Consider the following 26480-nt stretch of genomic DNA (forward strand, 5'->3'; position numbering starts at 1 on the left):
CGTACCCGGTCGGGGCGGCGGCAATCCTGTCCGGGGCGCGTCTCGCGCGGCCGGCCGCCGAGGAGGGCCGCCGACCGCCGGGGAACCAGCGCGGGGGGGTTGACCCGGGGCCCGGCCGACGGGTGTCATGTTACCGGTAACACACGCTCGGTCCCGCGCGGTGCCCCGCCCCTTCGAAGGGAACCCCCGTATGCCCGCCCTGACGACGACGTCCGACGGATTCCTGCTCCACGGCGAGCCGTTCCGCATCATCTCCGGTGCGCTGCACTACTTCCGGGTCCATCCGCGGCAGTGGGCCGACCGGCTGCGCAAGGCCCGCCTGATGGGGCTCAACACGGTCGAGACGTACGTCCCGTGGAACCTCCACCAGCCGGACCCCGCCGGTCCGCTCGACCTCGACGGCATCCTCGACCTGCCGCGCTTCCTGCGGCTGGCCGGCGAGGAGGGGCTGCGGGTGCTGTTGCGGCCCGGCCCGTACATCTGCGCCGAGTGGGACGGGGGCGGGCTGCCCGGGTGGCTCACCGCCGACCGGGACATCCGGCCGCGCAGCGGCGACCCCCGGTTCACCGCCGCCGTCGACCGCTACCTCGACCTGCTGCTGCCCCCGTTGCTGCCGCACCTCGCCGCGTCGGGCGGACCGGTGATCGCCGTACAGGTGGAGAACGAGTACGGGGCGTACGGCGACGACACCGCGTACCTGAAGCACCTCGCCGAGGGGCTGCGGGCGCGCGGTGTCGAGGAGCTGCTGTTCACCTGCGACCAGGCCGACCCGGCGCACCTGGCCGCCGGCAGCCTGCCGGGCGTGCTCGCCACCGGCACCTTCGGCAGCCGGATCGAGGAGTCGCTCGGCACGCTCCGCGCCCACCGGGGCGAAGGGCCGCTGATGTGCGCCGAGTTCTGGATCGGCTGGTTCGACCACTGGGGCGGGCCGCACCACGTGCGGGACGCGGCCGACGCCGCCGCCGACCTGGACCGGCTGCTGTCGGCGGGCGCCTCGGTGAACCTGTACATGTTCCACGGCGGCACCAACTTCGGCCTCACCAACGGCGCCAACCACCACCACGCCTACGCCCCCACCGTCACCTCGTACGACTACGACGCCCCGCTCACCGAGTGCGGCGACCCCGGGCCCAAGTACCACGCCTTCCGCGAGGTCATCGCCCGGCACGCCCCGGTGCCGGACGGACCCGTCCCGGCCGCGGGCCCCAAACTGCCGCCCACGCCGGTGGAGCTGGACCGGCGGGCGCCGCTGCTGCCGTACGCCTCGGCCTCGGCGGCGGCGGTGCGCGGTGACGATCCGGCGGCGATGCACGAGCTGGGGCAGGCGTCCGGCCTGGCCCTGTACCGCACCACCGTGCCCGCCACCGGGGACGGACTGCTGCGTTTCGAGGGCGGGGTCGGCGACCGGGCCCAGGTCTTCGTCGACGGCGCCCCCGCGGGGGTGCTGGAGCGCGAGCGCGGCGAGGAGACGCTGCCGGTGCGCGTGCCCCGCCCCGGCGCCACGCTGGACGTCCTGGTGGAGAACCTGGGCGGGGTCAACTACGGGCCGCACATCGGGGACCCCAAGGGCCTCCTCGGGCCGGTCTCCTTCGACGGGACGGTGCTGCGCGGCTGGGAGTGCCGTCCGCTGCCGCACGGCGTGCCCGGCGCGCGGGCGTTCACCGCGTCCGGCACCGGACCGGCCGCCGCCCCGGCCTACCACCACGGCACGTTCGAGGTGACGGAGCCCGCCGACGCCTTCCTGGCGCTGCCCGGCTGGACCAAGGGGCAGGCGTGGGTCAACGGCTTCGCCCTCGGCCGCTACTGGAACCGGGGTCCGCAGCGCACGCTGTACGTCCCCGCGCCGGTGCTGCGCCCGGGGAGCAACGACCTGGTCCTGCTGGAACTGCACGGCGCTGTCGCCGGACGTGCCCTGCTCACGGACGCCCCCGACCTCGGTCCGGACAAGGTCTGACCGGGTCTGACCAGGTCTGACGAGACCCTGGGCCGGGCCCGGCCCAGGCCCGGCCCGTGTCGTGCGCCCGTCCCGCCCGGCCTATGCTGTGCTTCCGCCGGGCGGGACGGGTCCGCCGTACCGCCGTCTGCCGACGCGGAGGAACGGACCCGTATGAGCCCGAGCGCACCCGAGGGACCCGCGCGGCGCAGCCGGCGGGGCTTCGCCGGGGCCCGTCCCGTGATGGACGACGTGGCACGCCGCGCGGGCGTCTCCAAGCAGACCGTCTCCCGGGTGCTCAACGACCATCCCGCCGTCCGCCCGGAGACCCGGGAGGCGGTGCGGGAGGCCATGCGGGCGCTCGGGTACCGCCCCAGCCGCAGCGCGCGGTCCCTGGCCAGCGGGCGGACCCGGATGCTGGGCGTCATCTCGTTCGACGCCGCGCGCTACGGCCCCGCCGCCATCCTGGCCGCGATCGACACGGCGGCGCAGAAGGCCGGTTACCTGGTCAGCTCCATCGCCCTGGACACGGCCGACCGGGACACGGTGGCCGAGGCCGTGGCCCGGCTGTCGGCCGAGGGCGCGGACGGGGTGATCGCCATCGCGCCGCAGCGGTGGGTGGGCCGGGCCCTGGCGGACACCGGTCCGGCCGCGCCCCTGGTGGTGCTGGACGACACCCCGGCGGTCGTCGGGGACTCCGGCAGCGGGGCCCGCAAGGCCACCGGGCACCTGCTGTCCCTCGGCCACCGCACCGTCCACCACATCGCGGGCCCGGCCGGCTGGACCTCCGCCGACCTGCGGCGGTCCGCTTGGCGGACCGCCCTGGAGGATGCCGGGGCCGAGGTGCCCGAGCCGCTCGTCGGCGACTGGAGCGCGGACGCCGGGTACGAACTGGGCCGGCGGCTGGCGCGGCGGGCGGGGACGACGGCCGTGTTCGTCTCCAACGACCAGATGGCGCTGGGCGTCCTGCACGCCCTGCACGAGGCCGGGCGGTCCGTCCCCGGCGAGGTCAGCGTCGTCGGCTACGACGACATTCCGGAGGCGGCCCACTTCCTGCCCCCGCTGACCACGGTGCGCACGGACTTCGCGGAACTCGGCACCCGGTCGGTGCGGCTGCTCCTCGACCGGATCGACGGCGCCGGGCCGGCGCCCTCGGGCACGCCGGTCCCGGCCGAGCTGGTGGTACGGCGCAGCAGCGGGCCGCCGCCGGTCCGGTAGCGCCCGGCGGTCGATTGCGGCGCTGTCCCCGGGGTGTTTCGCTGACGCCTGGAGATCAACGAGTGGGAGGCATCGCCATGACCGTCGAGACGGCAGCGCAGGCCGTGTTGTCCGGGCTGAACGACATCCGGTCCGACGTGGAGGACCTGTACCGCGACCTCCACTCCCACCCCGAGCTGGGCTTCCAGGAGCACCGCACCGCCGCGAAGGCGGCGCAGGCGCTGCGCGGCTGCGGTTACGAGGTGACGGAGGGGCTGGGCGGGACCGGCGTGACCGGCGTACTGACGCGGGGCGACGGTCCCACGGTGCTGCTGCGCGCGGACATGGACGCCCTGCCGGTGCGGGAGGCGACCGGCCTGCCGTACGCGTCGACGGCCACGGCGAAGGACGCGGAGGGCCAGGACCGGCCGGTGATGCACGCCTGCGGGCACGATGTGCACGTGGCCTGCATGGCCGGGTTCGCCCGGCTGATGGCGGCGGCGCCGCAGGGCACCTGGCAGGGCACCCTGGTCGTGCTGTTCCAGCCCTCGGAGGAGAACGGCGACGGGGCCCGGGCCATGCTCGACGACGGTCTGACGGAGAAGGTGCCGCGGCCGGACGTGGTCCTCGCCCAGCACGTACTGCCGTACCCGGCCGGATACGTCGGCACCCGCCCCGGCTCCTTCCTCTCCGCCGCCGACAACCTGCGGATCACCCTGCACGGGCGGGGCGCGCACGGCTCGGCCCCGCAGACCGGGGTCGACCCCGTCGTCATGGCGGCTATGTGTGTGATCCGGCTCCAGACGGTGGTCTCCCGCGAGACCGGCGCGACCACGCCCGTCGTCGTCACCGTGGGCAGCGTCCAGGCCGGCACCGGGCCCAACATCATCCCCGACCACGCCGTCCTCCAGCTCAACGTGCGCACGTACGACGCGAGCGTGCGCGAGCAGGTGCTGGCCGCGATCGAGCGGATCGTGCGCGCGGAGGCGCAGGCGTCCGGGGCGCCGAAGGAGCCGGAGATCGAGCACCTGCGGTCGTTCCCGCCGACGGTCAACGACGCCGGCGCGACCGAGACCGTCACCCGCGCGTTCGCGGACCACTTCGGCGACAGTCTGCACACCGTCGAACTCCAGACGGCCAGCGAGGACTTGAGCGAGATCCCGGCGGCGTTCGGCGTCCCGTACACCTACTGGGGCATCGGCGGCATCGCGCCGCGGACGTATGCCCGGGCCGAGCGGCGGGGCACTCTCCGGCAGGACGTGCCCTCCAACCACAGCCCGAGGTTCGCCCCCGTCCCGCAGCCCACCCTCGACACCGGCGTACGGGCGTTGACGGTGGGCGCGCTGGCCTGGCTGGCGGGGTAGCGCGGGCCCTGTCACCGAGGCCGGGCGGCGCTCATTCGATCACCCCTGCCCCCACTTGATCGATCATCGGGGCGGTGCGGTTAACATATGAGCGCCGCCTAGCTCGAAAGATGGAACCGTGACTGTCAACGACGACTCGTTCACCGACTGGAAGAACCGCGAGGAGATCGCGGAATCGATGATCCCGATGATCGGGAAGCTGCACCGGGAGCGGGACGTGACGGTCCTGCTGCACAGCCGTTCCCTGGTGAACAAGTCGGTGGTCAGCATCCTCAAGACGCACCGCTTCGCCCGGCAGATCGCCGGCGCGGAGCTGTCGGTCACCGAGACGCTGCCCTTCCTCCAGGCGCTCACCGCGCTCGACCTCGGCCCCTCCCAGATCGACATCGGCATGCTCGCCGCGACCCACAAGGCCGACGACCGGGGGCTGTCGGTGGCGGAGTTCACCGCCGAGGCCGTCGCCGGGGCCACGGGCGCGAACAAGATCGACCGCCGTGAGCCGCGGGACGTCGTCCTCTACGGCTTCGGCCGCATCGGCCGGCTCCTCGCCCGGCTGCTGATCGAGAAGGCCGGCTCCGGCAACGGGCTGCGGCTGCGCGCCGTCGTCGTCCGCGACAGCGGGGGCGGCGACCTCGTCAAGCGCGCCTCGCTGCTGCGCCGGGACTCCATCCACGGCCAGTTCCAGGGCACGATCACCGTCGACGAGGCCACCAGCACCATCGTCGCCAACGGCAACGCCATCAAGGTGATCTACTCCGCCGACCCGACGACGGTGGACTACACGGCGTACGGCATCAAGAACGCCATCCTCATCGACAACACCGGCCGCTGGCGCGACCGGGAGGGACTGTCGAAGCACCTGCGCCCGGGCATCGACAAGGTGGTGCTGACCGCGCCCGGCAAGGGCGACGTCCCCAACATCGTGCACGGCGTCAACCACGAGACGGTCAAGCCGGACGAGCGGATCATCTCCTGCGCCTCCTGCACCACCAACGCGATCGTGCCGCCGCTGAAGGCGATGGCCGACGAGTACGGTGTGCTGCGCGGGCACGTGGAGACGGTCCACTCGTTCACCAACGACCAGAACCTGCTGGACAATTACCACAAGTCCGACCGGCGGGGCCGTTCGGCGCCGCTGAACATGGTGATCACCGAGACCGGCGCCGCCTCGGCTGTCGCCAAGGCGCTCCCGGACCTGAAGGCGCGGATCACCGGCTCCTCGATCCGCGTGCCGGTGCCGGACGTGTCGATCGCGATCCTCAACCTCCAGCTCGCCCGTGAGACCACCCGCGAGGAGGTCCTGGACCACCTGCGCGAGGTGTCGCTGACCTCGCCGCTGAAGCGCCAGATCGACTTCATCACCGCCCCGGACGCGGTCTCCAGCGACTTCATCGGCTCCCGGCACGCCTCGATCGTCGACGCCGGCGCGCTCAAGGTGGAGGGCGACAACGCGATCCTCTACCTCTGGTACGACAACGAGTTCGGCTACTCCTGCCAGGTCGTGCGGGTCGTCCAGCACGTCTCCGGCGTGGAGTACCCGACCTACCCGGCGGTCGATGCCTGATCCCGGCCGGGACGCCGGAGCGGACAGGTCGACACCCGCCTGTCACGGCCGCGTCGGCACGTCGCCGGTTCGGTCCGCCCCAGGAGTGGTACCTCTCCTTCACGTCCGCTGCCCGGCAAGGAGGAGGAAATGGCTCCGCTGGTACGCGAGGTGATGACCCTCGGCCCGGTCACCGTGACTCCGGACACCCCGGTCCCGGAGGTGGCCCGCGTCATGCGCGACAAGGACATCGGCGCGGTACTGGTGGTGGCGGACGGGCGGCTGCGGGGGCTGGTCACCGACCGGGACCTGACGGTGCGCATCCTCGCCGATGCCCAGGACGCCTCGGCCCGGACGGTCGCCGAGGCGTGCAGCGGGGACGTGGTGTGCGTCGCCCCCGAGGACGACGTCGACCGGGCGGTGCAGCTGATGCGGGGCAAGGCCCTGCGCCGGCTGCCCGTGGTCGACGACGGCCGGCCGGTCGGCATCGTCACCTTGGGAGACGTGGCCGTCGACCAGGACCCGACGTGCGTCCTGGCGCGGATCAGCGCGGCCGGGCCGAACCGCTGAGGGCACCCCGGCGCCGGGGCCGGGTGAGCCGTCTCCCGAGGGGTACTCCGTCCTTGCCCGAGGACCCGGGCCGCCGGGCCCGGCCGAGCACTCCCGGACAGGATCGATCACTCATGGACCCGTCCTCCCCCGACGACTCGCTGCGGCTCCACTTCATCGGCAACGCCACCGTGCTGCTCCGGTACCGCGGGCTGAGCCTGCTCACCGACCCGAACTTCCTGCACCGCGGCCAGCTCGCCCACCTCGGGTACGGGCTGGTCAGCCGCCGCCTGACCGAGCCCGCCCTGGACCCGCGCGCCCTGCCGGCCCTCGACGCCGTGGTGCTGTCGCACCTGCACGGCGACCACTTCGACCGCCGGGCCAGACGGCACCTGCCCCGGTCCCTGCCGATCGTCACCACCCCGCACGCGTCCCGCCGGCTCCAGGCCGTGCACGGCTTCCACCGGGCCGTGGGGCTGCGCACCTGGCAGGAGGAGACCGTGCGGCACGGGGACGCCCAGGTCCGCGTCACCGCGCTGCCCGCCCGGCACGCCGGCCACCCGGTGCTGCGTCGCCTGCTGCCACCGGTGATGGGGAGCCTGCTGGAGTTCGGACCGCTCGGCGGGCCCGCGCGGCACCGTCTCTACCTCTCCGGCGACACACTGCTCTTCGACGGCCTGGACGAGATCGCCCGGCGCCACCCCGGACCGGACCTCGCCGTGCTCCACCTGGGCGGTACGACGCTGCCGGGCGGCTTCGTGGTGACCATGGACGGACGCCAGGGCGCGGAACTCGCGCGGCGGCTCGGTCCACGGCTGATCCTGCCGGTGCACTACGACGACTACACGGTCTTCCGCTCACCGCTCGACGCCTTCCTGGCCGCAGCCGGCCGCGAGGGACTCGCCGACCGGATCGTGCACTGCCGCCGCGGCCGGCGGGCGGTCCTGGGCCCGGACGGCGGGCCGCCCGTCGTCACGTAGCGCGGGGGTGTCCCGGGCTGCCGGGCGCCGGAGCGGAACGAGGTGAAGACGCCAGGGCGCGGGTACTCGCGGCGGCATGAGGAAGCACGCGTGGTGGCAGGGGCCGGCGGCCGGCGCGGCCGGGGTCGTGGTGATGACGCTGGCCGAGAAGGCCGAGCAACGGCTGACCGGCCGCCCCGATTCCCATGTGCCCGCCCGGACCCTGCAGCGGCTGACCGGCCTGCCGGAACACCCGGGCGGCCGTCAGCCCGTGCCGGTGAACCTCGCCATGCACCTCGGGCAGGGCGCTCTCCTGGGCGTCCTGCGGTCGGTGATGGCACACGCCGGGCTGCGCGGGCCCTGGTCGTCGGCGCAGTTCGCCGTCGTACGGCTCACCAGCGACCAGATCCTGGAGAACGCCACCGGCGTGGGCGCCCCGCCGTCCACCTGGCCCCGCCGGGAGCTGGTGGTCGACCTGCTCCACAAGACGGTGTACGCCTTCGTGACCGGTGCCGTCGCCGACGCCCTGGCCGCCCGCTCGGGCCCGGGGCCCGGACAGCGGCACGCCGCGGCGCGTCCCGGCCGCCACGCGGACGCGGGGCCCGTACCCCGCGCTCGGGCACGGGGGCGATGACCCGGTCCCGGACCGGCGGAAGGGCGCCCCTCGTCCCAGCGGCCTCGTCCCAGCGAGCGGCAGAACGGCACGGCAGAACGGCAGGACCATGACGGACACCCCCCACATGACCACTTTCACCACCCTGCGCGGCCTGACCGCCCTGGTGACCACCCGCGACGGGCTCTACGTGCGCTGGTCGCTGGGCCCCGGCAAGGACCTGTCGGCGATCTCCAGCACGGACGATCTGACCGGCGTGGCGATGCCCGGTCTGTCGGCCAGCCCGCTGGACATCGAGGGCTGGTGGGGCGACCGGCCGCCGGACGTCTGGGTCGCCCGGCGGCTGCACGACTACTCCCACCTGCCACGGGTGAAGCACTCCGGCACCCGCCCCTGGGTGCTGGCCGGCCGGGAGGTGGCCCGTGGGCCGGACAACGAGCCGCTGGTCACGGACGTGGAGCCGCTGGGCTGGATCGACGCGCGGGTGATCGCCGAGGCCGGTGAGATCATCCGTCGGCAGCGCGGCCCCTGGGGGCCGTTGAACCGTGACGGTGCCGTCGGAGCCTGAGCGCCGGGCCGGATCCCTGTTCCCCCCCCGACTCACCGTCCGGGCCCGGCGTCCTTCCTCCCGAACCGGCGTTCAGCCCTTGCCCATGGCCCTGCGGGCGGCGTCCTTGGTGCGGTCCATGAGGGCGGCGACGGGGCCCAGGGCCATGTTCTTGGCCCCCGACTCCACCCCCGGGTGCGGGCGGGTGGGTGCCATGGCCTCGGCGGCCTTGATCGCCCGCGCCATGGCGGCCAGGCTCGCGGCGTCGGTGCTGCGCCGGATGTGTGTGAACTCGTACCGCTCCTCGGCCCGGGCGTGTTCCTGCACGTCGGTGCGCAGCCGCATCAGCCGGGAGAGGAACTCCGGGTCGTCGGTGTCCATGTCGTCGAGGGCCGCGAGGGTCTCCTTGGCGGCCCGCTCCTCGGCGAGCCGGTCGGCGACGACCTCCTCGCCGCCGTCGAACGCGCGCCGCGCGAAGGGATGGATCACCTCCTCCTCGGCGGTCTCGTGCACCGCCAGCAGCCGCACCAGCCGGCGGAAGGCGTCCCGGCGTTCCTCACCGGTGCACGCCTCCACCTCGTCGAAGAGGTTGCGGATGTCGCCGTGCTGGCGCATCAGCAGCGCGACGACGTCGTCGTCCTTGGCGTGGTCGTCCCCGGCCTGCGGGGTGTGCAGCTCGGTCATGTCGTGCCCCCTCACTTCTCGCGCATCGCGGGGTCGGGGTGCTCGCCCTCGGTCTGGACCCGGTACTCGCGGCCGAACATGGCGTCGTGCTCGGCCATGACCCGGTCGCTGGGCGGGGCCTCGCCGCCGTGGATCTGCTCCTGCATCGCCTCGAACCGCTCGTGCGCCTCGCGGACGTAGCCCGCCCCGAGTGTCGTCAGGTCCATCTGGGTGTCCAGCAGCTCCCGCAGATAGCCCTTGTTCGGCTCGAAGGTGAGCACGTTCGGCAGCTCGGGCGCCAGCACCGAGGCCGGGTCCCGGCCGTCGTGGCGGCGCATCAGGTCGCAGGCGGTGTGCAGGTGCTCCAGCTCCATGTTCAGGTGCAGCTCCCAGATCGCCTTGACCCTGGGGTCGCTCTCCTGCTCCATGAAGGAGTAGTACAGGTAGCACTCGTTGTACTCGTGGTTGACGAGCTGCTCCCACCACGTCTCCCCCGGGTCCACCAGGGACTCGTAGTGGGTGACGTGCTCCTCCTCGATCAGCCCGATCTCCTGGTAGAGCCGGCGGGCGATCGGCTCCATGTAGGTGGGGCCGGTGTTCATGTAGAAGTTCATGGTCTGCTGCTCCGCCGACATGATGGTCAGCGCGTGCAGCTTGGACAGCGGGTTCGTCGTGTCCTTGTCGTACGGGTCGCGGACGTTGTCGACCGGGTCGCGGTGGTGGAACCGGGTGGGCCGGCCGGGCATGACCTCGGTGAGGTTGTCGACGATCGACTCCGCCTTGCGGTGCTCGATCATCTCGTACAGGTTGGCGTACCGGTACAGGTGGTCGAAGTCCTCCAGCACGCCGAACTGGTACGCCTGCTTCAGGTACGGGTCCGGCTCCATCCGCGCCACCCACGCCGTCAGGTCCACCGCGACCTGCTCGTAGGCGATCGTCGTCTCCAGCACCGAGGAGACACCGGGAAGCAGCCAGTTCACGACCTTCTGCTGCTGCGCCTCGATGTACCGGGTGCGGGCCAGCTGCCGCTTGATCTCGGGGTCGGGACAGTGCCGGGCGAGCTGGTGGCTGAAGAGGATCGCCTCCACCTCGATCCCGTTCATGGTGATGATCCGGCAGCGGGTGTAGGGGTCGCACCGGTCCGGGTCGATGGGCTCCACGTTCAGCTCGCGCCAGCTGCGCAGTTGGCGGTCGAGCGGGATACCCCGCTGCTCCAGCGGATTGAACGTCATACGCCTGCCTCCTGAGGACGAGGGGGGACTCGCGCGCCGCCGGGGTACCCCGGTTCCGGCGGTCGGCGCGGACGTGCACTCGCAGTCTTCCGCCGGGGGCGGTTCCGGGCCACCGCTCACGTCCATGGGCCGGAGGGTTCCCCCTGGTGGCTCAGTCAGGGCGAGAGCGGGCCCGGCGTATGACATGTCCGGATGCCGCTGGGCGGAGGAGGCGTCCGTCAGCCGCTGTGCTCGTGGGTCCGCTCGTCGGCCCCGTCGGCTTCCGGCTCCGGCCCGTCCTGCCCGCGCAGCCGCACCTCGACGTGGCCGTCGACGACGCGGGTGTCGAAGGCGGGCTGGGGCGCGGTGGCGGGGCCGCGGACGTTCCAGCCGTCGGAGAGCCGGAAGACACTGCCGTGCCAGGGGCAGGTGACGCAGCCGTCGGCGACCGTGCCCTCCGACAGGGGTCCGGCGAGGTGGCTGCACCGCTCGGCCAGCGCGTGGACGGTGCCGCCGGTCTCACGGACGACCAGGACCGGCACGTCGTCCACGGTCCGCCGTACGGGCTCGCCGGCGGGGAACTCCGCCACGTCGCCGACCCGGTGCCAGCCCGGCGTGAGGACGTGCGGGACCTCCTCGGCGTGGTTGGCGCCGGAGGCCTGGCGGTAGGCCAGGTGGCCGCCGAGCATGCCGCCCGCGCCGACCGCCGTCAGACCGAGGAACCCGTACACCCGTCCGGCCGCCGGCCGGCCCGTGAGGCGGCACAGCAGTGAGGCGCCGTAGAGGCCCAGAGCGGTCGTGTTGGCCAGGGCGTGCACCAGGCCGACGCGCTGCTGCTGCGGGTGGAGTTCCGCCCAGTCGACGGCGCCCGTCACGGCGGCGGGCGCCGCGGTCGCGAGCCCGACGCCGACGAGCAGGCCCGCCTCCCGCGAGCGGCCGGGGCACAGGTCGAGCACGGCGGCCGACAGCCAGCTGCCGATCGGCACCTGCACCAGCAGCGGGTGCACGGGGTGCCCGAGCCACCGGCCGTGCAGCAGGTCCCGCGCGGACCCCAGGGGCAGCGCCCGCACCCTCCTGCCCAGGGCGTCGATGACCGTGTCCGCCTTGGGTGTGCGTTCCAGGGCGTCCAGCAGCCACAGGACGCGGTTCTGCCCCATCCGACGGTGACCTGGCTTTGTGTTCATGAGCGGTGAGTCCCCCGGCGAGCGGGGCGGAAACGCCCGGTGGGTCCGGGTCAGCCGCAGTGCACGCGGACGCGTGGCCAGGAGTTGTTGGCGTAGCCCTTGGGGTTCCACACGGTGGCGGGTGACTCGGGGGTGGTGGCACCGGCGCAGTCCCAGGCCCGGGCGACGACCTCCGACGCGCCGGCGGGCAGGTCCAGTACGGTGCGCCAGTGCTGCCACACCCACGGGCCGGCGGCCTCGTCCAGGGCGGCCCGCGTCCAGGAGCGGCCGCCGTCCGGTGAGACGTCGACCCGGGCGACGGTGCGGCCCTCGCCGGCCAGGGCGTAGCCGGTGATCCGTGTCGGGCCGGCGGGCGGGCGGGAGCCGTCGGCGGGGCTCAGGACGGCGCAGTTCAGGGGGAGCGGTCCGAGCGGGATGCCGTCCCCGGGGCCGGTGCGGCCGGGGTCGGCGCCGGCCGGGAGCAGGCGGTAGGCGGTGGTCTGGAAGTGGGCGTCGGACGGTGTGGCCCGGGCGGTGACCCGGTGCAGCCACTTGACGCTGCGGGCGCCGATCCAGCCCGGCACCACCGCGCGCAGCGGCGCTCCGTGCACGCGGGGCAGCGGGCGGTCGTTCATGGTCCAGGCGAGCAGCACCTCCGGCCCGAGCGCCTTGCCGAGCGGGATCGAGACGCCGTAGGGCTGCGGCGGATCGGCGAGCGGGGAGACGTCGGGGGCGGTGAACGCGATGTGCGCCGTACGCGGGTCCAGGCCGGCGCGTGCGAGGACGTCGGCCAGCCGGACGCCGCGGAAGCGGGCGGTGGACAGGGCGCACGGACCCCACGGTGTCTCGCCGGGGATGTCGCGTACGCCGGTCAGTTCCGTCCGCCGGTTGCCCGCACACTGGAGGGTGGCCGTCACCTCCGCCTCCTCGAACCGGGCCCGCAGCTCGGCCGCCGACAGGCTCAGCCGCCGCTCGACCAGGCCGTCCACCTCCAGCCGCCATCCGGCCGGGTCGATGTCGGGGACGGGCCCGTGGTTGCGGCTGTAGAAGGCGTCCAGGGGTGTGATGCCACCGCCGGTCAGCGCGGCGGGCGGTGGCTCGGCGTTGAACGGCTCCCGTTCGTGCACCACCATGTCGTTCCGTTTGCCCCACAGGCCCATATGCCGTGATTATCCGCCTTTCTTCCGGTGTCCGCCCGGCAGCGCCTCCGGGGCGGACCCGGGCGATCCTGTACGGAGGAGCCGGCCGGGGCGTCCGGCACCGATCCCGGTGTCACCGGCCGGCAGCACGAAAGGCGGCATGCGGATGAGTACGGAACGTGGCGCGGCCCTGGTGACGGGAGCCTCCTCGGGCATCGGCGCGGCCTACGCGCGACGCCTGGCCGGACTGGGCTGGGACACCGTCCTGGTGGCCCGGCGAGCGCAGCGGCTCGACGACCTCGCGACGTGGCTGCGCACGGAGACGGACACGGCGGTGGAGACGCTCGTGGCCGATCTGTCCGAGCCGGACGACCTGGCCCGGGTGGTGCGGCGTGCGGCGGGCGACGACATCGGGTTCCTGCTCAACAACGCGGGGATCAACGGCTACGGCCCGTTCGCCCGGCTCGAACCGGAGCTGATGGCCAAGGTCCTCGGCATCAACGTCCTCGCCGTCACCGCGCTCACCCGGGCGGCGGTCCCGGCCATGCTGGAGCGCGGGCGGGGCACGGTGGTCAACGTCGCCTCGCAGCTGGCGTTCGCGGGCGGGCTGCCGCCTCATCCGCTGCCCGAACGCGCGGTGTACGGCGGCACGAAGGGCTACGTGGTCACCTTCACCCGCACGCTCGCCGCCGAACTGGCCGGTACGCCGCTGCGGATCCAGGTGCTGTGCCCCGGGCTGACCGCCACCGAGTTCCACCGGTCCCGGGGGCAGGAGCCGGTGCCGGGGCGCGAGCAGTCCGTGCACGAGGACGGCGGCATGCCGGTGGACCAGGTGGTCGACGCCTCGCTGGCGGCGTTGGACACCGGCGAGTCGGTGTGTGTGCCGGGGCTCGCGGACCAGGCACCGCTGACCCGGCTGGCGGAGGCGGAACTGGCGATCCGGACGGCGGCCCGCGGGGGCGGCAGCTGACCCCCGGCGCGTGCGCCGGGCCGGGGAGGGTCAGCGGTCCCGGAGCGCGTCGTGCCGGTCCACGATGGCCTCGACGATGCGCATCAGCCTCTCCCCCGCCCGGTCGATGCTGCCGTTCTGGGTGCTGACCTGCGCGCCTTCGAGTACGAAGGTGATCTCGGCGGCGGCCTGCCCGGGGTCGGGCAGCCCGGCCTCCGCGCACATGGCGGTCAGCCTGTGGGTCTGGCGGGCCTTGTGTTCCTCGATCACCCGCCGGGCGGGGTGGTCGCGGTCGGGCAGTTCGGCCAGGGAGTTGATGAACGGGCAGCCCCGGTGCGAGACCGCCGGCAGCCCCTCGGCGATGAAACGGGCCAGGCCCAGGATCTGCTCCCTGGGCCGCCCGGGGTGTTCCGCCTCGGCCCGGTCGAAGGCCGCCTGGTAGTCGGCGGCGACGATCCGCAGCCACTCCGCGACCAGCGCGTCCTTGGTCTCGAAGTGCCGGTAGATCGCCATTTTGGTGGTCTCGGCCCGCTCGGCGATCGCCTGGACCCCCACCCGCCGGATCCCCTCGCTCTGGAACAGCTCCTCCGCCGCGTCGAGGATGCGCTCACGGGGCGGCAGTTTCGCCACCCGGTCCGGTCTTCTGGACGGCCTCGCGGCGGTCGGTTCCATGGCTGCTCCGTGACATCCGATCGGTTTCGGCCCCTGCGCCCCTCGGCCCCGGCCTTTCGACTCCTGCTACGGTACCAGTCCGTCCCATGCGATACCGATCGGTATCGTCAGGGACTCATCGGTATCGTTCGTGTTCTTTTCGCATTCTCTTCTCTCATCGGGAGTGGCAGTGGAAGTTGCCGAGTACGTGCAGTTCGACGGAGTCGGACTGGCGGAGCTGGTGGCCGGGGGCGAGGTGACGCCCGCCGAGGTGGAGGCCGCCGCGCGGGCGGCGGCGCGGGCGGTCGGTCCGCGGATCAACGCCGTCGTGGAGACCTGGGACACCGACGACCGGCCCGCTCCCGGCAGCGCGCCGCTGGCCGGTGTCCCCTTCCTGATCAAGGACCTCGGGGTCACCATGGCCGGGCGGCGCACGGAGCTGGGCAGCCGGCTCGCGGCCGGTCTCGTCGCCGGCGCCGACTCCTTCCTGATGACCCGCTTCCGGCGGGCCGGCCTCGTCACGTTCGGGCGGACCACGACCCCGGAGCTGGCGTACAGCGTCACGACGGAGCCGGTGCTGTACGGCGCGACCCGCAACCCGTGGGACGTGGCGCGCAGCGCGGGCGGCTCCAGCGGGGGCGCGGGCGCCGCCGTCGCCGCCGGGGTGGTGCCGATGGCGCACGCCACCGACGCGGCCGGTTCCCTGCGGATACCCGCCGCCTGCAACGGCCTGTTCGGGCTGAAGCCCACCCGCGGCCGGGTCTCCATGGGGCCCGGCGTGGACGAGATCTTCAACGGCCTGGCCGTGCACGGCGCTGTCAGCCGCTCCGTGCGCGACAGCGCGGTCCTGCTCGACCTGATCAGCGGACCGGAACCGGGCGACCCCTACTACGCCGTGCCGCCGACCCTGCCGTACGCGCAGGAGGTCACCCGTGACCCGGGCTCGCTGCGGATCGGGGTGCTCACCCAGGCGTGGGGCGGACGCCGCACCACCGCTGCCGTGGCCGACGCCCTCGCGCGCACCGTGTCCCTGCTCGAATCCCTCGGCCACCGGGTGACGGAGGCGGAGGTGGACCTCGGAGCGGGCTGGGAGGAGTTCGTGCTGGCCAACGCCCGTCAGTGGGCGGCGAATCTGGCCGCCCAGGTCGACGAGCTGGCCGCCGCGCTCGGCCGGCCCGCCGACTCCTCGACCCTGGAGCCGCCCGTCCTGGCGAGCTACCACTACGGGCGGCAGGTCACCGGCACGCAGTTCGTCGCCGCCCTCGGGATGCGCAACCGGGTCGCCCGGAGCCTGGCCCGGTGCTTCGACGCGTACGACGTGCTGCTCACCCCGACCCTGCCCGAACTTCCCCTCCTCCTCGGCACGTTCGCCGAAGGGGAGGAGACGCTGGACGGCCACGGGTGGCTCGACCGGGTCCTGTCCCGTGCGCCGTTCACCGCGGTGTTCAACGTGGCGGGCACGCCCGCCATGTCCGTCCCGGTGACGGCGGACGCCGGGACGGGGCTCCCGGTCGGCATGCAGTTCGCCGCCGGTCACGGCCGCGAGGACAGCCTCTTCCGTCTCGCCGGCCAACTGGAGCAGGCGAGCCCCTGGTCGGGCCGGACACCCGCGGTGTGGGCGGGGACCGCGCGGGCCGCCGAGGCGTGACCCCGCCGGGTCCGCGCCCTCGTACGGCCCGGGGCGTCCGGTCGCCGGGAGGGTGTCTCCCGGTTGGTGAGGAGGGTCGGGGAGCGGCGCCGGGCGCGGGGCCCGCCTCGGTGAGGTCGGCGCGGCCGGCGGTCTCGGCGGCCCGGTCGGCGTCGACGTACGGGCCGCCGAACCGGCCGACGACGAACGTCTCCCGCAGGACCCGGCGCGAGGAGGCGTCCAGGCGGTACCCGCGGACACGGCCCGAGGTGACGAGTTCCTCGACGAGTCCGGGGCGGGCCCCGCCGCCGAACTGGTCGCGGCCCGCCTCCAGCACCCGGGCCGCCCGGGCCGCCTCCGACAGCGACGGCTCCAGGCCCCGGGCGCGCTCCCGGCGGCGATCACCGCCTTGCCCCGGACGCGTACGGCACCGCGGGCCGGCTGCGGACCTGTCTCGACCGGCTGCCGCGCTCGGTCACGGTGGACGGCTCCGGGCCGCCCGCGCGCCCCTGAGGGCGGCCCCCCGGGGGGGGACCGCCCCCGCGCCGGGTCACTCCTCGTCGCGCAGGCGGGCCGCCAGGGCGGTCAGGGGTTCGGTCTCCTCGGTGTGGCCCAGGGCGGTGAGGCGGGCGACCGCCGCGTCGAGGCGGGCCAGGGCCGGGACGGGGCGTTCCAGGTAGATGCCCTCGACGGCGCCCGCGAGCCGGACGCACTCGGCCCACTCGCCGGCCCCCTCCGGCTCCGGTCCCGGCTCGCCGAGCAGGGCGAGGGCCTTGTCCAGGGCGGTGAGGGCGTCCTCGTACGCACCGGCGTAGGCGTTGACCCTGCCGTGCTCGTAGGCCAGGGCGGTGTCCAGGGAGCGGCCGTGGGGCACGTGTCCGGCGGCGCGGGCCTCGTCGGCGACCCGGGCGGCGTCGGCGAGGAAGGCCCGGGCGTCGGCGAGGCCCTCGGGGCCCTGCCGCTGGGCCTGGAGCCGGGCGAGTTCCCGCAGGCAACTGCTGAGCTGCTCGTAGCGCGGGGCGCGGGCGTGGGCGGCGAGCGCCTGGCCGGCGGCCTGCCGGGCCCGGTCGAACTCGCCGGACTCACCGAGGAGTACGGCCGCCTCCGCGGCGATCATGGCATGGCTGCCCGGGTCGTCGTCCCAGTCGGCCGACTCGGCCGCGAGGGCGACGAGTTCCGCCGTGGCGGCCTTGAGGTCCTCCCCCGCGCGCAGCGCGCGGCCGCGGGTCAGGCGCAGTTGGGCCACGAGCCGGTCGTCCAGCTCTCCGGCGGTGACGCCGGGGTCGGCGAGCAGGGAGTCGAGCAGGGCGATGCAGTCCTCGACGCGGCCCAGGTCGAGGCTGAGCTGCGCGGCGTTGCCGTAGGTGCAGTACGCGTCGGTACGGCTGCCGGTGCGCAGGTCGAGTTCGGCCGAGCGGGTCAGGTGGCGCAGGGCCTCGTCGGGGCGGCCCAGGTGCACGCAGGTCTCGGCCAGGTCGCCGTGCAGACGGGCGGTGTCGCTCGTGCCGGCCGGCCAGTCCGCGGCCAGGCGCAGGGCTTCGGCCAGGTTCGCGTGGGCGGCCTCGGCGTCGCGCAGGCCGAGCTGGAGCCGGCCGCGCAGGCCGAGTGTGCGGGGCAGGTGCCAGGCGGGGCCGTGGGTCCGCAGCCGGTCCAGGAGGGCGTCGATGCCGGTGACCGCGGCGGGCAGGTCGCCGGAGAGGGCGTGGGTGCTGGCCCGCAGCAGCAGGGCGCCGGAGAGCTGCCCGGCGAGGTCGTGCCGGGTGGCGAACGCCTCCAGCAGGTCCACCTCGGCGAGGACCGGCGCGATGTGCCGCTCGCTGCCCGAGGTCTGCAGGCGCAGGCCGAGCGCGGTCGCCCGCAGCCGCAGCAGCCGGGCCTCCTGGTACGGGGCGAGGCCGGGCGTCCGCTCGTGCAGGCGGACGACCGCCTCGTGGGCGGCGGTCAGCGCGGCGGTCCTCGCCTCGTCCGCGTCGGCGCCCTCCCCCGGGATCTGGGTGGCGGCGAGCAGGGCGCAGCCGCGCGAGACCGCCGCGTCCCCCGGCCGGCCGGCGTCCTCGTACAGCCCCGCGGCCTCCTCGTGGAGGGCGGCGGCGAGGGCGTGTTCGTCCTTCTCGGACGCCAGACCCGCCTCGTCGGACAGCAGGTCGGCGCGCAGCCGGACCAGCGGGCCCACGGCCGGGTCGTCGGGGTGGGTGTAGTCGCGGGCGGCGGCGAGGGTGCGCAGCCGCGCCCAGCGGGCCCGTGCGCCCGGATGCCCCTGCTGCTCCAACGCCCGCGCCCGGGCTATGAGTTCGGGGAGTGACTCCGGCTCGTCGGAGGAGGCCGGAGGGGCGGCGGGCGGGGCGGCCGGGGCGACGTCGTCGAGGGCGCGGGGGCGCAGGGTCAGCTCCAGCGCGTCCAGGAGCGGTTGCCTCGCGAGGCGGTCCCCGCGGCGGTCGGTGTGGACCGTGGTGCCGCCCCGGGCGTCGAAGCGGGCGGCGAGGTCGTCGGCGCGGGCGTGGATCTCGGTGCGCAGGGCGGCCACCGTCCAGGTGCGGCCCGACGGGCCCGCGGCGGGCAGGCCACCGTGGCCGAGGGACTCGACGCGCTGGAGGAGGACCTCGACGCCGGTGAGGAAGTCGAGCTGGTCCAGCGGCGAGTCGACCTCGTCGAACAGGGTGCGGTTCTCGGCGAGGAGTTCCAGGCCGCGGGCCTCGTTGCCGGTCAGCGCGCAGAACTCCAGGTGCCGGCCGACCTCCCCGGACATCGAGGGGTTGCGCCGGCAGCCCCGGTAGCCGGCCAGGTGCAGGGCGCGGGCCCGGTCGGCGCGGCCGGTGCGCAGCAGGGGCAGCAGCGCGTACGAGACGGAGCGGGCCGGTTCCTCCTGGCAGGACTCCTGGCCGGCCAGGACGGGCTCCCAGACGCGCAGCGCCCGCTCGTCGTCGCCGGCGGCGAGGTGGTGGCGGGCGCGCTGGCAGGTCTCGCATGCCTCGCAGTCGCTGAGCCGGGTGCGGACGCGGCCCGCCCACAGCTCGTAGGCGCGCTCGGTGTCCTCCCCGAGGTGGGCGGCGAGCTGGTAGGCCTGGCCGTAGTACGGCTGGAGGCCGAGGCCCGCCTTCTCGTAGCGGTCGCGCATCTCGGTGAGCCACTGGCGCAGGCTGGTCAGGGGGATCTCGGGCAGCTGGCGCAGGGCGTGGGCGACCCACTTGAACCGCCAGAACAGCAGGTGGCGCAGGCGCTCGTCGAAGAGGTCGGGCTGCTCGTCGAAGAGGCTGAGCAGCCGGGCGAAGACGACGGGCGACTTACGGGGTTCGGAGCCGTAGGTGTACGCCTCCTGGAGTTCGAACAGCGCGTGGATCAGGGGGACCGGCTCCTCGAACCGCTCGGCCGCGTCGACGAGTTCCTCCGCGGTGACGGTGCGGGTGCGGCCGTAGGGGCGCCGGTCGTTCTCCTGGAGCGCCTGGTACAGCTCGTCCGTGCTCTGCGGCTGGGGTGTGGTGGGCATCGTCAGCTGTCCTTGCGGAGGGCGTGGGCGAGGAGGTCGAGGAAGGAGCGGTTGATGAGGCTCGACTCGGCGGGTCTGAGCGGACGCCGGGACAGCATCGCGGCCTGTCCGTAGAGGGCTTCGGCGCTGGTGCGGGCCAGTTCGGGTTCGTCGATGGCGACGGCGGCGCGGACCAGCGGGTTGAGCTGGTTGAGGATCAGCTGGGCGCGCGGGGCCTCCTGGCGCAGCGCGCCGAGGATGTCGCCCCACAGGCCGCCTTCCTGCTCACGGGCGAGCCGGGAGCGGGTGCGCTCGTGCCGGGCCTCGCGGCTGTCCATGAGGAGGGCGGGCGCGGAGGCGGGCTGGAAGGTGCGCAGGGCGACGTCGCAGTCGAAGACGGCCAGGGCGTCGCGGGCGAGGGCGAGGTAGGCCGCGGCGGCGAGTTCCGTCTCCCGGTCGACGGGGTCGAGGTGGGCGGTGAGGGTCGCCGGGTCGAGGTCGGCGACGGTGGATTCGGGGCGGATCTCGGGGAGCCGGTGGACCAGTTCGCGGTCGTAGGTGTAGCCGCCGTTGACGACGCCGAGTCCGGCGGCCGAGGCGATCGCGGCGATCTGCCGGAACTCCTCCACGCTGGAGGTGACCAGGACGGTGCGGTGGGTGCGGGCGAACTCGTCGAGGGTGGTGTGTCCGTCGGTGGTCTCGAACGGCAGCCAGGGCAGCAGCATCCGCAGGATCTCGTCGTCGTGCACGGCGAGGGACTTCACGGCCAGGTGGTGGATCCGGAGGAAGCGGCCGAGCAGGTCGGGGTCGCTGGCGGCGGCGCGCGCGATCCACTCCCGCAGCCGTTCGGCCAGGGCCTCGCGGACGGCCGCGAGGGTGTCGTCCTCGTACAGGGACTCGCGGGAGGCGGTGGGGCGCAGGCCCTCGGCGTCGATGACGCAGCGGACGAAGAACGCCCACTCGGGCAGGATCTCCTCGGCCTGCTCGGACAGCAGCATGCCCTTGACGTGCACGCGGTGGCCGTGGCGGCGGCCGGCCGGGACCGTCTCGGGCAGCACGCAGGCGATGCCCTTGAGGCCCACGGCGGGCAGGTCCAGTTCGACGGTGTCCAGCGGGGTGAACCCGAAGACCTCCTCCCCGTACGCGGCGAGCGCGCGGGAGCGGGCTCCGGGGGTGGGGTGGGCACGCGCCCAGGGGGCGGGTTCGGGGTTGACGGACACGCCGGGGCCGTCCGGGCCGGCCGTGCCGTCGTCGAAGGTCACCGGGTGGCGCAGCAGGGAGCCGAAGTGCCGGGCCAGGGCGTGCACTTGGGCGGGCCGGGTCCACTCCCCCGCGTCGGCGCGGGGCGTCAGGGTGACGGTGGTGCCGGGCCGGGGGCGGGAGGTGGCGGGCAGGGTGCGGACGGTGTAGCTGCCGTCGCCGCGTCCGCGCCACTCCACGGCGGGTGCGTCGGGGGTACGGGCGGAGCGGCTCAGGACGTGGATCTCGTCGGCGACCAGGAAGCAGGAGAGCAGGCCGATGCCGAACTGGCCGATGAAGTCGCCGCGTTGCTCGGCTATCCCCTCGGCCCGTTTGCTGCTGCGGCCGATGGTGGCGAGGAAGGCGTGCACGTCGGCGTCGGTGAGGCCGACACCGTCGTCCTCGACGCGGACCACGGAGCCGTCGGCGTACAGGCGGATGCCGAAGGCGTCGGCGCCCGCGTCGGGTCGGAGCGCGTTCCGGGCGGTCAGCGCGTCCACCGCGTTCTGGAGGAGTTCGCGGAGGTAGACGCGGGGGCTGGAGTAGAGGTGGTGGGAGAGGAGGTCGACGAGGCCGCGCAGGTCCACCTGGAAGGTGTGGTCGGCGCCGGCCGCGTTCGCGGCGGTGTCGGGCAGAGTCATCGGGCAGTCCGGGATGGGAGGGTCGGCAGGGGCAAGGGAAAGGCGGGGGCAGAGGCAGCGGGCTCGGAGGCCGGGGCGGCGGGCGGGGCGGTGGTGCGGGCCGGCCGGGGCGTCGATGACCGGCGGACCGGGTGCGGCGTACGCGGACGACGGACCGGAACCGGCACGCCCCCACGGGACGGCACCGAGGGCGAGCGGACCGGGACGGGCCCGCGCCGGCGGGACGTCGGCGGTGGGCGGGCCGCGGCCGGCCGTGGGGTCAGACGCGGCGGTGGTGGCGGGCGAACCGCTTCTCGGGCTCCGCGAGGTACTTCCAGGGCCAGCTGTCGGTGTAGGCGCCGTCGAGCGTCTGGAAGACCCGCCGGATCGTGTGCCGTTCGTCGGCCAGCGACAGGGCCATCGCGAAGAGGTTGAAGTCGTACTGCCAGCCGGGCTGCCGCTGGTAGGAGGGGTGGAGGACGCTGTGCTCGGCCGCCTGCCGCAGCTCCGCCCGGATCTCGTCGGTCTGCAGGCAGTCCCCGCTGTCCGACTCGACCCAGTCCTCGATGTGCGCGATGGCGATCACGCAGCCGAGCCGGTGGCCCTGCGGGGTGCGGGCGAGCGCGTCGCGGGCGTACGCCAGGGCCTCGCCCGGCTCGCCGCCCCACCGGGGCTGCAACTGCGACACCCACTCGATGTGGCACTCCAGGTCCAGCGGGTCGCGGCGCAGGGCGGCGTCGCGCCGGGTCTCGTTGACGGCGGCGCCGAGCGACATGCCGCGGCCGGAGGTGAGCAGGCTGCGCCAGGGAGTGACCCATTCCGGCCGCAGTTCGGCGGCGGCGAACAGGTGCTCCTCGGCGATGTGGAGCCGCTCGTGGAAGATCCGCCACTGCTCCTGTGTGACGTTCACGGCGCGGTCGCTGGTGCGTGCTTCCCAGCCCCAGCTGAGGTGGCGCTTCCCGGAGATCAGCAGGGCGGTCGCCCGGTGCTCGTCGTCCTTCTCCTCCTCGACGGCGCGGCCGATCCAGTCCTGCACACCGTCCCGGTCGGCCAGTTGGCCCAGGACCTGGTGGTCACGGCCGGCGTCGAAGGGGGCCAGCGCCGTCTTGACCGCGTCCCAGTCACCGGCTTCGGCGGCCTCCGCCAGGGCGAGCACCCGCTGGTCGCCGAGCGCGCGCAGCGTGTACATCCCGTTCTTCTGTCTGTGCGGATCGGGAAGGGCGTGCGGGTCCGCCGGTCTCTCCCCGCCCCTGCCGAACAGCTTGCCGAACATGCCGCGTCCTCCCCTGGTCCCGCGTGATCAACTGGTGCAGCATAAGCGGCACCGCTGACATCGCGCCCACAGGGTGTTCACGGATGCTTCACGGACTCGGCCCCGGGCTCCAGGTCGGTGGGGAGCACGGCGGACGCCGCCGCTCCGCGGTCCGTAGGGTGCGGGGCGGCGGCGTGCCGGGGCGTACCGGGTCAGTGTCCCGCGACGACCCCCGACAGCTCGTTGGTGCTCTTCGGCAGGGTCACGGAGGCGATCTTCTCGCCGGTCGCGAGGTCGACGGCGTGCAGGGCCTTCTCGCCGGGTTCGGAGACGTAGGCGGTGGTGCCGCGGACGAACAGGGTGGGCCGGGGCTGCTGCCAGTCCAGCGGTTCCTGCCACTCGGCCACGACGGGGATCTTCTTCTCGATCTTGCCGCTGGCCGGGTCGATCACGCGGATCGCGCCGTCCGTGCCGAGGACGAGTGCCTCGCCCTCGGGACCGCGGGCCAGTGAGCGGAAGGAGTAGCTGGTGCCCAGGTCGACCAGGCGCAGCTTCTTCTTCTCGGTGTCGATGAGGGAGACGCGGGTGGGCCGCTCCAGTTCGGCCTCCGGGTCGGTCTTGTAGTCGCCGAGCAGGACCGGGGAGGCGTCGCTGCCGGCCTGGTTGCCGATGCGGCCGTAGTCGTCGGGGGCGTCGATCTTGGTGAACTCGCCGTCCTTGTAGATCAGTACGCCGTCCTCGCAGCCGACGGCGATCGCCTCGTTCCGCGCGGCGGCCTCACCGTGGACGCCGGGGCACTTCTCGTTGCGGTCGATCTCCTTGTCGTTCTTGTCCAGGACCAGCGCGCCCGTGCGCTTCTCCTCGGTGCCGAGGGTGGTGAGCAGTTCGCCGTTGGCCAGTTCGATGGCGACGCCGTGGTGGGCCTCGGCGGAGGTGTAGGTGCGGGTCTCGGGCTTCTCGCCGGCGCCGAGGTCGGCGGGGTCGAAGACGTTGACCTCGCCGGTGCCGTCGGTGAAGAGCGCCGTCCTGCCCGCGTGGCGGACGACGTGGCCGGGCTTGGCGCCCTTGTACTCGATGCCGGTGAGGGCCTGTCCGGTGGCGTCCAGGACGCGGAAGCCGCTGTCGGTGGAGACGATGACGTGGTCCTCGTCGCCCGCGGGGTTGACCCGGTTGAAGCCGGCCAGCTCGATGGTCTTGCTGAGCTTCAGCGTTTCGCCGTCGAGGATGTAGAGGCCGCCGTCGAAGGTGGCGACCAGCGGGTCCTTGACCGCCGCGGCGGGACTGGCGCTCGCGGTGTCCTCGGTCCCGGCCTCGGCGCCGGAGGAGGAGTCCGAGTCCTGCCCGCCGCAGGCGGTCAGGACGGTGGACACCGCCAGGGCGAGTGCCGTACCCGTGAGGGTTCTCCTGCGTGTGGTCGTGTTCACCGGTGTGTTCCTTCCGTGGCCGCGCGTGGCGGCGGGAGTCGGGTTGGGGTTCCCGGCCGGTCGGCCGGGGCCGTTCGGTCGGTGGGAGGTCAGTCGCCGGTGGTGCCGGCGGTCAGGCCGTCGGTCATGGCGGTGGTGTTGGCGCGCATCATCCGCAGGTAGGTGTCGGCGCCCTCGCCCTGGGCGGTCAGCGACTCCGAGTACAGCTCGACGACCCGCACCTGGCCGCCGAGTTCCGTCTTCAGGACCTCGGCCAGCCGGGTGGGCTGGGAGGAGTCGGCGAAGACGGTGCGTACTCCGGCGTCCTCCATCGCCTGGGTCAGGGAGCGCAGGTCGGAGGAGCTGGGTGAGGCGAGCGTGGTGCCGCTGGGGACGACCGCGCCGATCACCCGGAAGCCGAAGCGGTCGGCGAGGTAGCCGAAGACGTGGTGGTTGGTGACCAGGGCGCGCTTGTCCTCGGGGACGCGGTCGAAGGACTTCTCCATCCAGGTGGTGAGGTCCGCCAGCTCCTTGTCGTAGCGGCCGGCGTTGGCGCGGACGGTGGCCTCGTCCACCCCGTCGACGTGCTCGATCACCTGGTCGGCGATGAGTCCGGCGGCCTTGCGCATCCGGTCCGGGTCGGTCCAGAAGTGCGGGTCGGGCTGTCCTTCCGCGTCCTCCGGGCCGCCGTCGTCGCCGGCCCCGAAGGTGAGCGGGTCGGCGGCCTCGCCCGCGGCGAAGACGGCGATGCCCGCTTCACGGGCGGCGGTCACGTGCCGCAGTACGTTCTCCTCCAGGCCGAGGCCGTTGTGGACGACGAGGTCGGCGCTCTCCAGTTCGGCGGCCTGGACGGCCGACAGGCCGAAGGAGTGCGGGTCGGCGTTGGGCTTCATCAGGACGGTGACGTCGGCTTCGTCACCGACGATCTCCCGGGTGACGTCGCCGAGGATGTTGGTGGTGACGACGATGGCGGGCCGGTCGTCACCGGTGGCGCAGGCGGTGGCGGCGGCGGCCGTGACCAGGGCGAGCAGGCCCATCAGCGCACCGCGCGGCCGTGCCGCGCCCAGGCGCACCCGCCGCTTCGTCGCGCCGCGGCTCATCGGCCGGTCTCCGCCATGAGGACCGGCTCGATGTCCAGGTCGAAGGAGCGGGCGACCCGCAGACCGTCGTTGTAGTCGATCTCGAACACCTTCTTGCCGTCCGGGTCGTTGACGTACGCGCGGCTGCGGTCCACCTCGATCACCGGTGCGCCGTCGTCCGCGCCCGCCCGCTGCTTCCCGGTCAGCAGGCTCTTGGTGCGGGCGGTCTGCTCGCCGGTGGCGATGTCGTAGCCGTGCAGTGCCCCGTCGGTCTCCAGGACGAGCAGCGGGGAGCCCTCCCCGGCGGTGTTGGCGGCGACGACGGGCCCGGTCTCCACCCGGGTCCAGCCGCGCTCGGTGACGTCCAGGACCCATACGGCGTCGTCGCCGGCCGGCGCGGTGAGGGTGTCGCTGCCGGCCCGCTGCCGGAAGGCGGTGGCGCGTTCCGCGGCGGGTACGTCCTCGTCGTAGGCGATCTTCTCGGCGGTGAAGGCGCCGTCCTCCTCGCGGACGAGCAGGGCGCCGTCGGCGCAGCCCAGCACCACGCCGCGCCGGGTGACGGCGTCGCCCTGCGGCTTCTCGCACGCCGCTTCGGGGGCGGCGACGCGCCTGCCCTCGCGGTCGAGTACGACGAGTTCCGTGGCGCCGCCCTCGCCGGTGAAGCCCAGGAGGTGTTCCGCGTAGGGGACGACCGCTCCGTCGTAGGTGCCCGGCAGGGTCCGGGAGGACGCGATCTCGCCCTGCTCCAGCTTGCTCCGGTCGTACAGGACGGCCTCGCCGTCCTCGCCGGTGACCGCGGTGACGGCGATGTCACCGCGCATGTGCGCCTCGGCGCCGACGGGGAGTTCGCCGATGTCGCGTATGGCCGCGCGGTAGTAGTGGACATGGTCGCCGTGGTCCACCATCCAGGAGCCGCTGTCGACGACGTGCGTGGCGGCGGAGGCGTGGAGGTAGCCGAACCGGCCGTCCGTGGCCAGTCGGGCGGCGCCCGTCACCTGGTCCGTCTCGGTCACCTCGCCGGTGATGAGGTCGAGGACCCGGGTGCTACCGCTGTCGGGGTCGTTGAGCAGCAGCCGGGACTGCTGCTCGGCGGCCTCCTGCGCGCCCTCGACATAGCCGTGCGGGGTGGCGGACGGCGAACTCGCCGCCGGGCGGCCGTCGTCGTCCTGCTCTCCCCCGCAGCCCGTGGCGAGCAGCGCGGTGAGCACCAGTGCGGCCGGAGCCCATGGCTTGACGTTTCTGCGGACGGTACGGACGGTGCCGGCAGTGCCGGCAGTGCTCGGGTTGCGGACGGTCAAGACGATCGCCTCGGATTT

General features: G+C 74.1%; 21 protein-coding genes. 10 read left to right on the top strand and 11 right to left on the bottom strand.

Annotated features, from left to right (window positions below; translation table 11 throughout):
• The first annotated feature begins 190 nt into the window (after nucleotides 1–190).
• From ACZ3IG_RS26375 to ACZ3IG_RS26410, 8 genes are all read left to right on the top strand, one after another.
• Nucleotides 191–1954, top strand: coding sequence for a glycoside hydrolase family 35 protein (locus ACZ3IG_RS26375; RefSeq protein WP_467435122.1), 1764 nt, complete (start codon nucleotides 191–193; stop codon nucleotides 1952–1954).
• A gap of 153 nt (nucleotides 1955–2107) precedes the next feature.
• Nucleotides 2108–3151, top strand: a complete 1044-nt coding sequence (locus tag ACZ3IG_RS26380; RefSeq protein ID WP_467435123.1) for a LacI family DNA-binding transcriptional regulator — start codon at nucleotides 2108–2110, stop codon at nucleotides 3149–3151.
• A 77-nt stretch (nucleotides 3152–3228) separates the two neighbouring features.
• Entirely contained in the window at nucleotides 3229–4494 is a 1266-nt protein-coding gene (locus ACZ3IG_RS26385) for an amidohydrolase (RefSeq protein ID WP_467435124.1), read from the top strand.
• 118 nt (nucleotides 4495–4612) lie between these two features.
• The gene (locus ACZ3IG_RS26390) at nucleotides 4613–6058 is read left to right on the top strand and encodes a glyceraldehyde-3-phosphate dehydrogenase (protein ID WP_467435125.1); all 1446 of its coding nucleotides are present in this window, start codon (nucleotides 4613–4615) and stop codon (nucleotides 6056–6058) included.
• 129 nt (nucleotides 6059–6187) lie between these two features.
• Nucleotides 6188–6607 (top strand): CBS domain-containing protein, encoded by a 420-nt coding sequence (locus ACZ3IG_RS26395; protein WP_467435127.1) that lies wholly within the window; start codon nucleotides 6188–6190, stop codon nucleotides 6605–6607.
• 113 nt (nucleotides 6608–6720) lie between these two features.
• Nucleotides 6721–7566 carry an MBL fold metallo-hydrolase gene (locus ACZ3IG_RS26400; protein ID WP_467435128.1) on the top strand — a complete coding sequence of 282 codons (846 nt, stop codon included), beginning with the start codon at nucleotides 6721–6723 and terminating at the stop codon, nucleotides 7564–7566.
• A 76-nt stretch (nucleotides 7567–7642) separates the two neighbouring features.
• Entirely contained in the window at nucleotides 7643–8179 is a 537-nt protein-coding gene (locus tag ACZ3IG_RS26405) for a hypothetical protein (protein ID WP_467435129.1), read from the top strand.
• Between the two features lie 106 nt (nucleotides 8180–8285).
• Nucleotides 8286–8726 carry a DUF6098 family protein gene (locus tag ACZ3IG_RS26410; protein WP_467435131.1) on the top strand — a complete coding sequence of 147 codons (441 nt, stop codon included), beginning with the start codon at nucleotides 8286–8288 and terminating at the stop codon, nucleotides 8724–8726.
• 72 nt (nucleotides 8727–8798) lie between these two features.
• Here the strand turns inward: ACZ3IG_RS26410 and ACZ3IG_RS26415 are convergent, their stop codons facing one another.
• The 4 genes from ACZ3IG_RS26415 to ACZ3IG_RS26430 form a co-directional block, all read right to left on the bottom strand.
• Nucleotides 8799–9389 (bottom strand): hemerythrin domain-containing protein, encoded by a 591-nt coding sequence (locus ACZ3IG_RS26415; protein ID WP_467435132.1) that lies wholly within the window; start codon nucleotides 9387–9389, stop codon nucleotides 8799–8801.
• Nucleotides 9390–9400: 11 nt separating this feature from the next.
• On the bottom strand, nucleotides 9401–10600 hold the full coding sequence (locus ACZ3IG_RS26420) for a hypothetical protein (protein WP_467435133.1): 1200 nt from the start codon (nucleotides 10598–10600) through the stop codon (nucleotides 9401–9403).
• Between the two features lie 218 nt (nucleotides 10601–10818).
• Nucleotides 10819–11736, bottom strand: coding sequence for a Rieske (2Fe-2S) protein (locus ACZ3IG_RS26425; protein WP_467435134.1), 918 nt, complete (start codon nucleotides 11734–11736; stop codon nucleotides 10819–10821).
• A 77-nt stretch (nucleotides 11737–11813) separates the two neighbouring features.
• Nucleotides 11814–12875: a sulfite oxidase gene (locus tag ACZ3IG_RS26430; protein ID WP_467435135.1), complete on the bottom strand. Its 1062-nt coding sequence runs from the start codon at nucleotides 12873–12875 to the stop codon at nucleotides 11814–11816.
• 172 nt (nucleotides 12876–13047) lie between these two features.
• Here ACZ3IG_RS26430 and ACZ3IG_RS26435 point away from each other — a divergent pair, with 172 nt between their 5' ends.
• The gene (locus tag ACZ3IG_RS26435; RefSeq protein ID WP_467435137.1) at nucleotides 13048–13851 is read left to right on the top strand and encodes an SDR family NAD(P)-dependent oxidoreductase; all 804 of its coding nucleotides are present in this window, start codon (nucleotides 13048–13050) and stop codon (nucleotides 13849–13851) included.
• A gap of 30 nt (nucleotides 13852–13881) precedes the next feature.
• Here the strand turns inward: ACZ3IG_RS26435 and ACZ3IG_RS26440 are convergent, their stop codons facing one another.
• Nucleotides 13882–14502, bottom strand: a complete 621-nt coding sequence (locus ACZ3IG_RS26440) for a TetR/AcrR family transcriptional regulator (RefSeq protein WP_467435138.1) — start codon at nucleotides 14500–14502, stop codon at nucleotides 13882–13884.
• Nucleotides 14503–14671: 169 nt separating this feature from the next.
• On the opposite strand from ACZ3IG_RS26440, the gene ACZ3IG_RS26445 reads away from it, so the two are divergent.
• Complete coding sequence (locus ACZ3IG_RS26445) at nucleotides 14672–16129, top strand: amidase (RefSeq protein ID WP_467435139.1); 1458 nt, start codon at nucleotides 14672–14674, stop codon at nucleotides 16127–16129.
• Nucleotides 16130–16658: 529 nt separating this feature from the next.
• On the opposite strand, the gene ACZ3IG_RS26450 is transcribed toward ACZ3IG_RS26445, so the two are convergent.
• From ACZ3IG_RS26450 to ACZ3IG_RS26475, 6 genes are all read right to left on the bottom strand, one after another.
• Nucleotides 16659–19592, bottom strand: a complete 2934-nt coding sequence (locus ACZ3IG_RS26450; RefSeq protein ID WP_467435140.1) for a hypothetical protein — start codon at nucleotides 19590–19592, stop codon at nucleotides 16659–16661.
• 2 nt (nucleotides 19593–19594) lie between these two features.
• Entirely contained in the window at nucleotides 19595–21451 is a 1857-nt protein-coding gene (locus ACZ3IG_RS26455; RefSeq protein WP_467435141.1) for an HSP90 family protein, read from the bottom strand.
• A gap of 259 nt (nucleotides 21452–21710) precedes the next feature.
• The gene (locus tag ACZ3IG_RS26460) at nucleotides 21711–22703 is read right to left on the bottom strand and encodes a hypothetical protein (protein WP_467435143.1); all 993 of its coding nucleotides are present in this window, start codon (nucleotides 22701–22703) and stop codon (nucleotides 21711–21713) included.
• Between the two features lie 191 nt (nucleotides 22704–22894).
• Entirely contained in the window at nucleotides 22895–24106 is a 1212-nt protein-coding gene (gene aztD, locus ACZ3IG_RS26465) for a zinc metallochaperone AztD (RefSeq protein ID WP_467435144.1), read from the bottom strand.
• A gap of 89 nt (nucleotides 24107–24195) precedes the next feature.
• Nucleotides 24196–25185, bottom strand: coding sequence for a zinc ABC transporter substrate-binding protein AztC (gene aztC, locus ACZ3IG_RS26470; RefSeq protein WP_467435146.1), 990 nt, complete (start codon nucleotides 25183–25185; stop codon nucleotides 24196–24198).
• Nucleotides 25182–26462: a hypothetical protein gene (locus ACZ3IG_RS26475; protein WP_467435147.1), complete on the bottom strand. Its 1281-nt coding sequence runs from the start codon at nucleotides 26460–26462 to the stop codon at nucleotides 25182–25184. Before ACZ3IG_RS26475 ends, aztC begins: the two co-directional genes overlap by 4 nt.
• Between the last annotated feature and the right edge of the window lie 18 nt (nucleotides 26463–26480).

The sequence above is a fragment of the Streptomyces sp. NPDC016677 genome, assembly GCF_055562815.1.

What these genes read in the sequence shown, in the direction of transcription:
- ACZ3IG_RS26440 (WP_467435138.1), bottom strand. Translation starts at nt 14,502, where the DNA reads ATGGAACCGACCGCCGCGAGGCCGTCCAGAAGACCGGACCGGGTGGCG.
- ACZ3IG_RS26385 (WP_467435124.1), top strand. Translation starts at nt 3,229, where the DNA reads ATGACCGTCGAGACGGCAGCGCAGGCCGTGTTGTCCGGGCTGAACGAC.
- ACZ3IG_RS26380 (WP_467435123.1), top strand. Translation starts at nt 2,108, where the DNA reads ATGAGCCCGAGCGCACCCGAGGGACCCGCGCGGCGCAGCCGGCGGGGC.
- ACZ3IG_RS26450 (WP_467435140.1), bottom strand. Translation starts at nt 19,592, where the DNA reads ATGCCCACCACACCCCAGCCGCAGAGCACGGACGAGCTGTACCAGGCG.
- aztC (WP_467435146.1), bottom strand. Translation starts at nt 25,185, where the DNA reads ATGAGCCGCGGCGCGACGAAGCGGCGGGTGCGCCTGGGCGCGGCACGG.
- ACZ3IG_RS26395 (WP_467435127.1), top strand. Translation starts at nt 6,188, where the DNA reads ATGGCTCCGCTGGTACGCGAGGTGATGACCCTCGGCCCGGTCACCGTG.
- ACZ3IG_RS26420 (WP_467435133.1), bottom strand. Translation starts at nt 10,600, where the DNA reads ATGACGTTCAATCCGCTGGAGCAGCGGGGTATCCCGCTCGACCGCCAA.
- ACZ3IG_RS26435 (WP_467435137.1), top strand. Translation starts at nt 13,048, where the DNA reads ATGAGTACGGAACGTGGCGCGGCCCTGGTGACGGGAGCCTCCTCGGGC.
- ACZ3IG_RS26425 (WP_467435134.1), bottom strand. Translation starts at nt 11,736, where the DNA reads ATGGGGCAGAACCGCGTCCTGTGGCTGCTGGACGCCCTGGAACGCACA.
- ACZ3IG_RS26375 (WP_467435122.1), top strand. Translation starts at nt 191, where the DNA reads ATGCCCGCCCTGACGACGACGTCCGACGGATTCCTGCTCCACGGCGAG.
- ACZ3IG_RS26410 (WP_467435131.1), top strand. Translation starts at nt 8,286, where the DNA reads ATGACCACTTTCACCACCCTGCGCGGCCTGACCGCCCTGGTGACCACC.
- ACZ3IG_RS26460 (WP_467435143.1), bottom strand. Translation starts at nt 22,703, where the DNA reads ATGTTCGGCAAGCTGTTCGGCAGGGGCGGGGAGAGACCGGCGGACCCG.
- ACZ3IG_RS26455 (WP_467435141.1), bottom strand. Translation starts at nt 21,451, where the DNA reads ATGACTCTGCCCGACACCGCCGCGAACGCGGCCGGCGCCGACCACACC.
- ACZ3IG_RS26400 (WP_467435128.1), top strand. Translation starts at nt 6,721, where the DNA reads ATGGACCCGTCCTCCCCCGACGACTCGCTGCGGCTCCACTTCATCGGC.
- ACZ3IG_RS26405 (WP_467435129.1), top strand. Translation starts at nt 7,643, where the DNA reads ATGAGGAAGCACGCGTGGTGGCAGGGGCCGGCGGCCGGCGCGGCCGGG.
- ACZ3IG_RS26430 (WP_467435135.1), bottom strand. Translation starts at nt 12,875, where the DNA reads ATGGTGGTGCACGAACGGGAGCCGTTCAACGCCGAGCCACCGCCCGCC.
- ACZ3IG_RS26415 (WP_467435132.1), bottom strand. Translation starts at nt 9,389, where the DNA reads ATGACCGAGCTGCACACCCCGCAGGCCGGGGACGACCACGCCAAGGAC.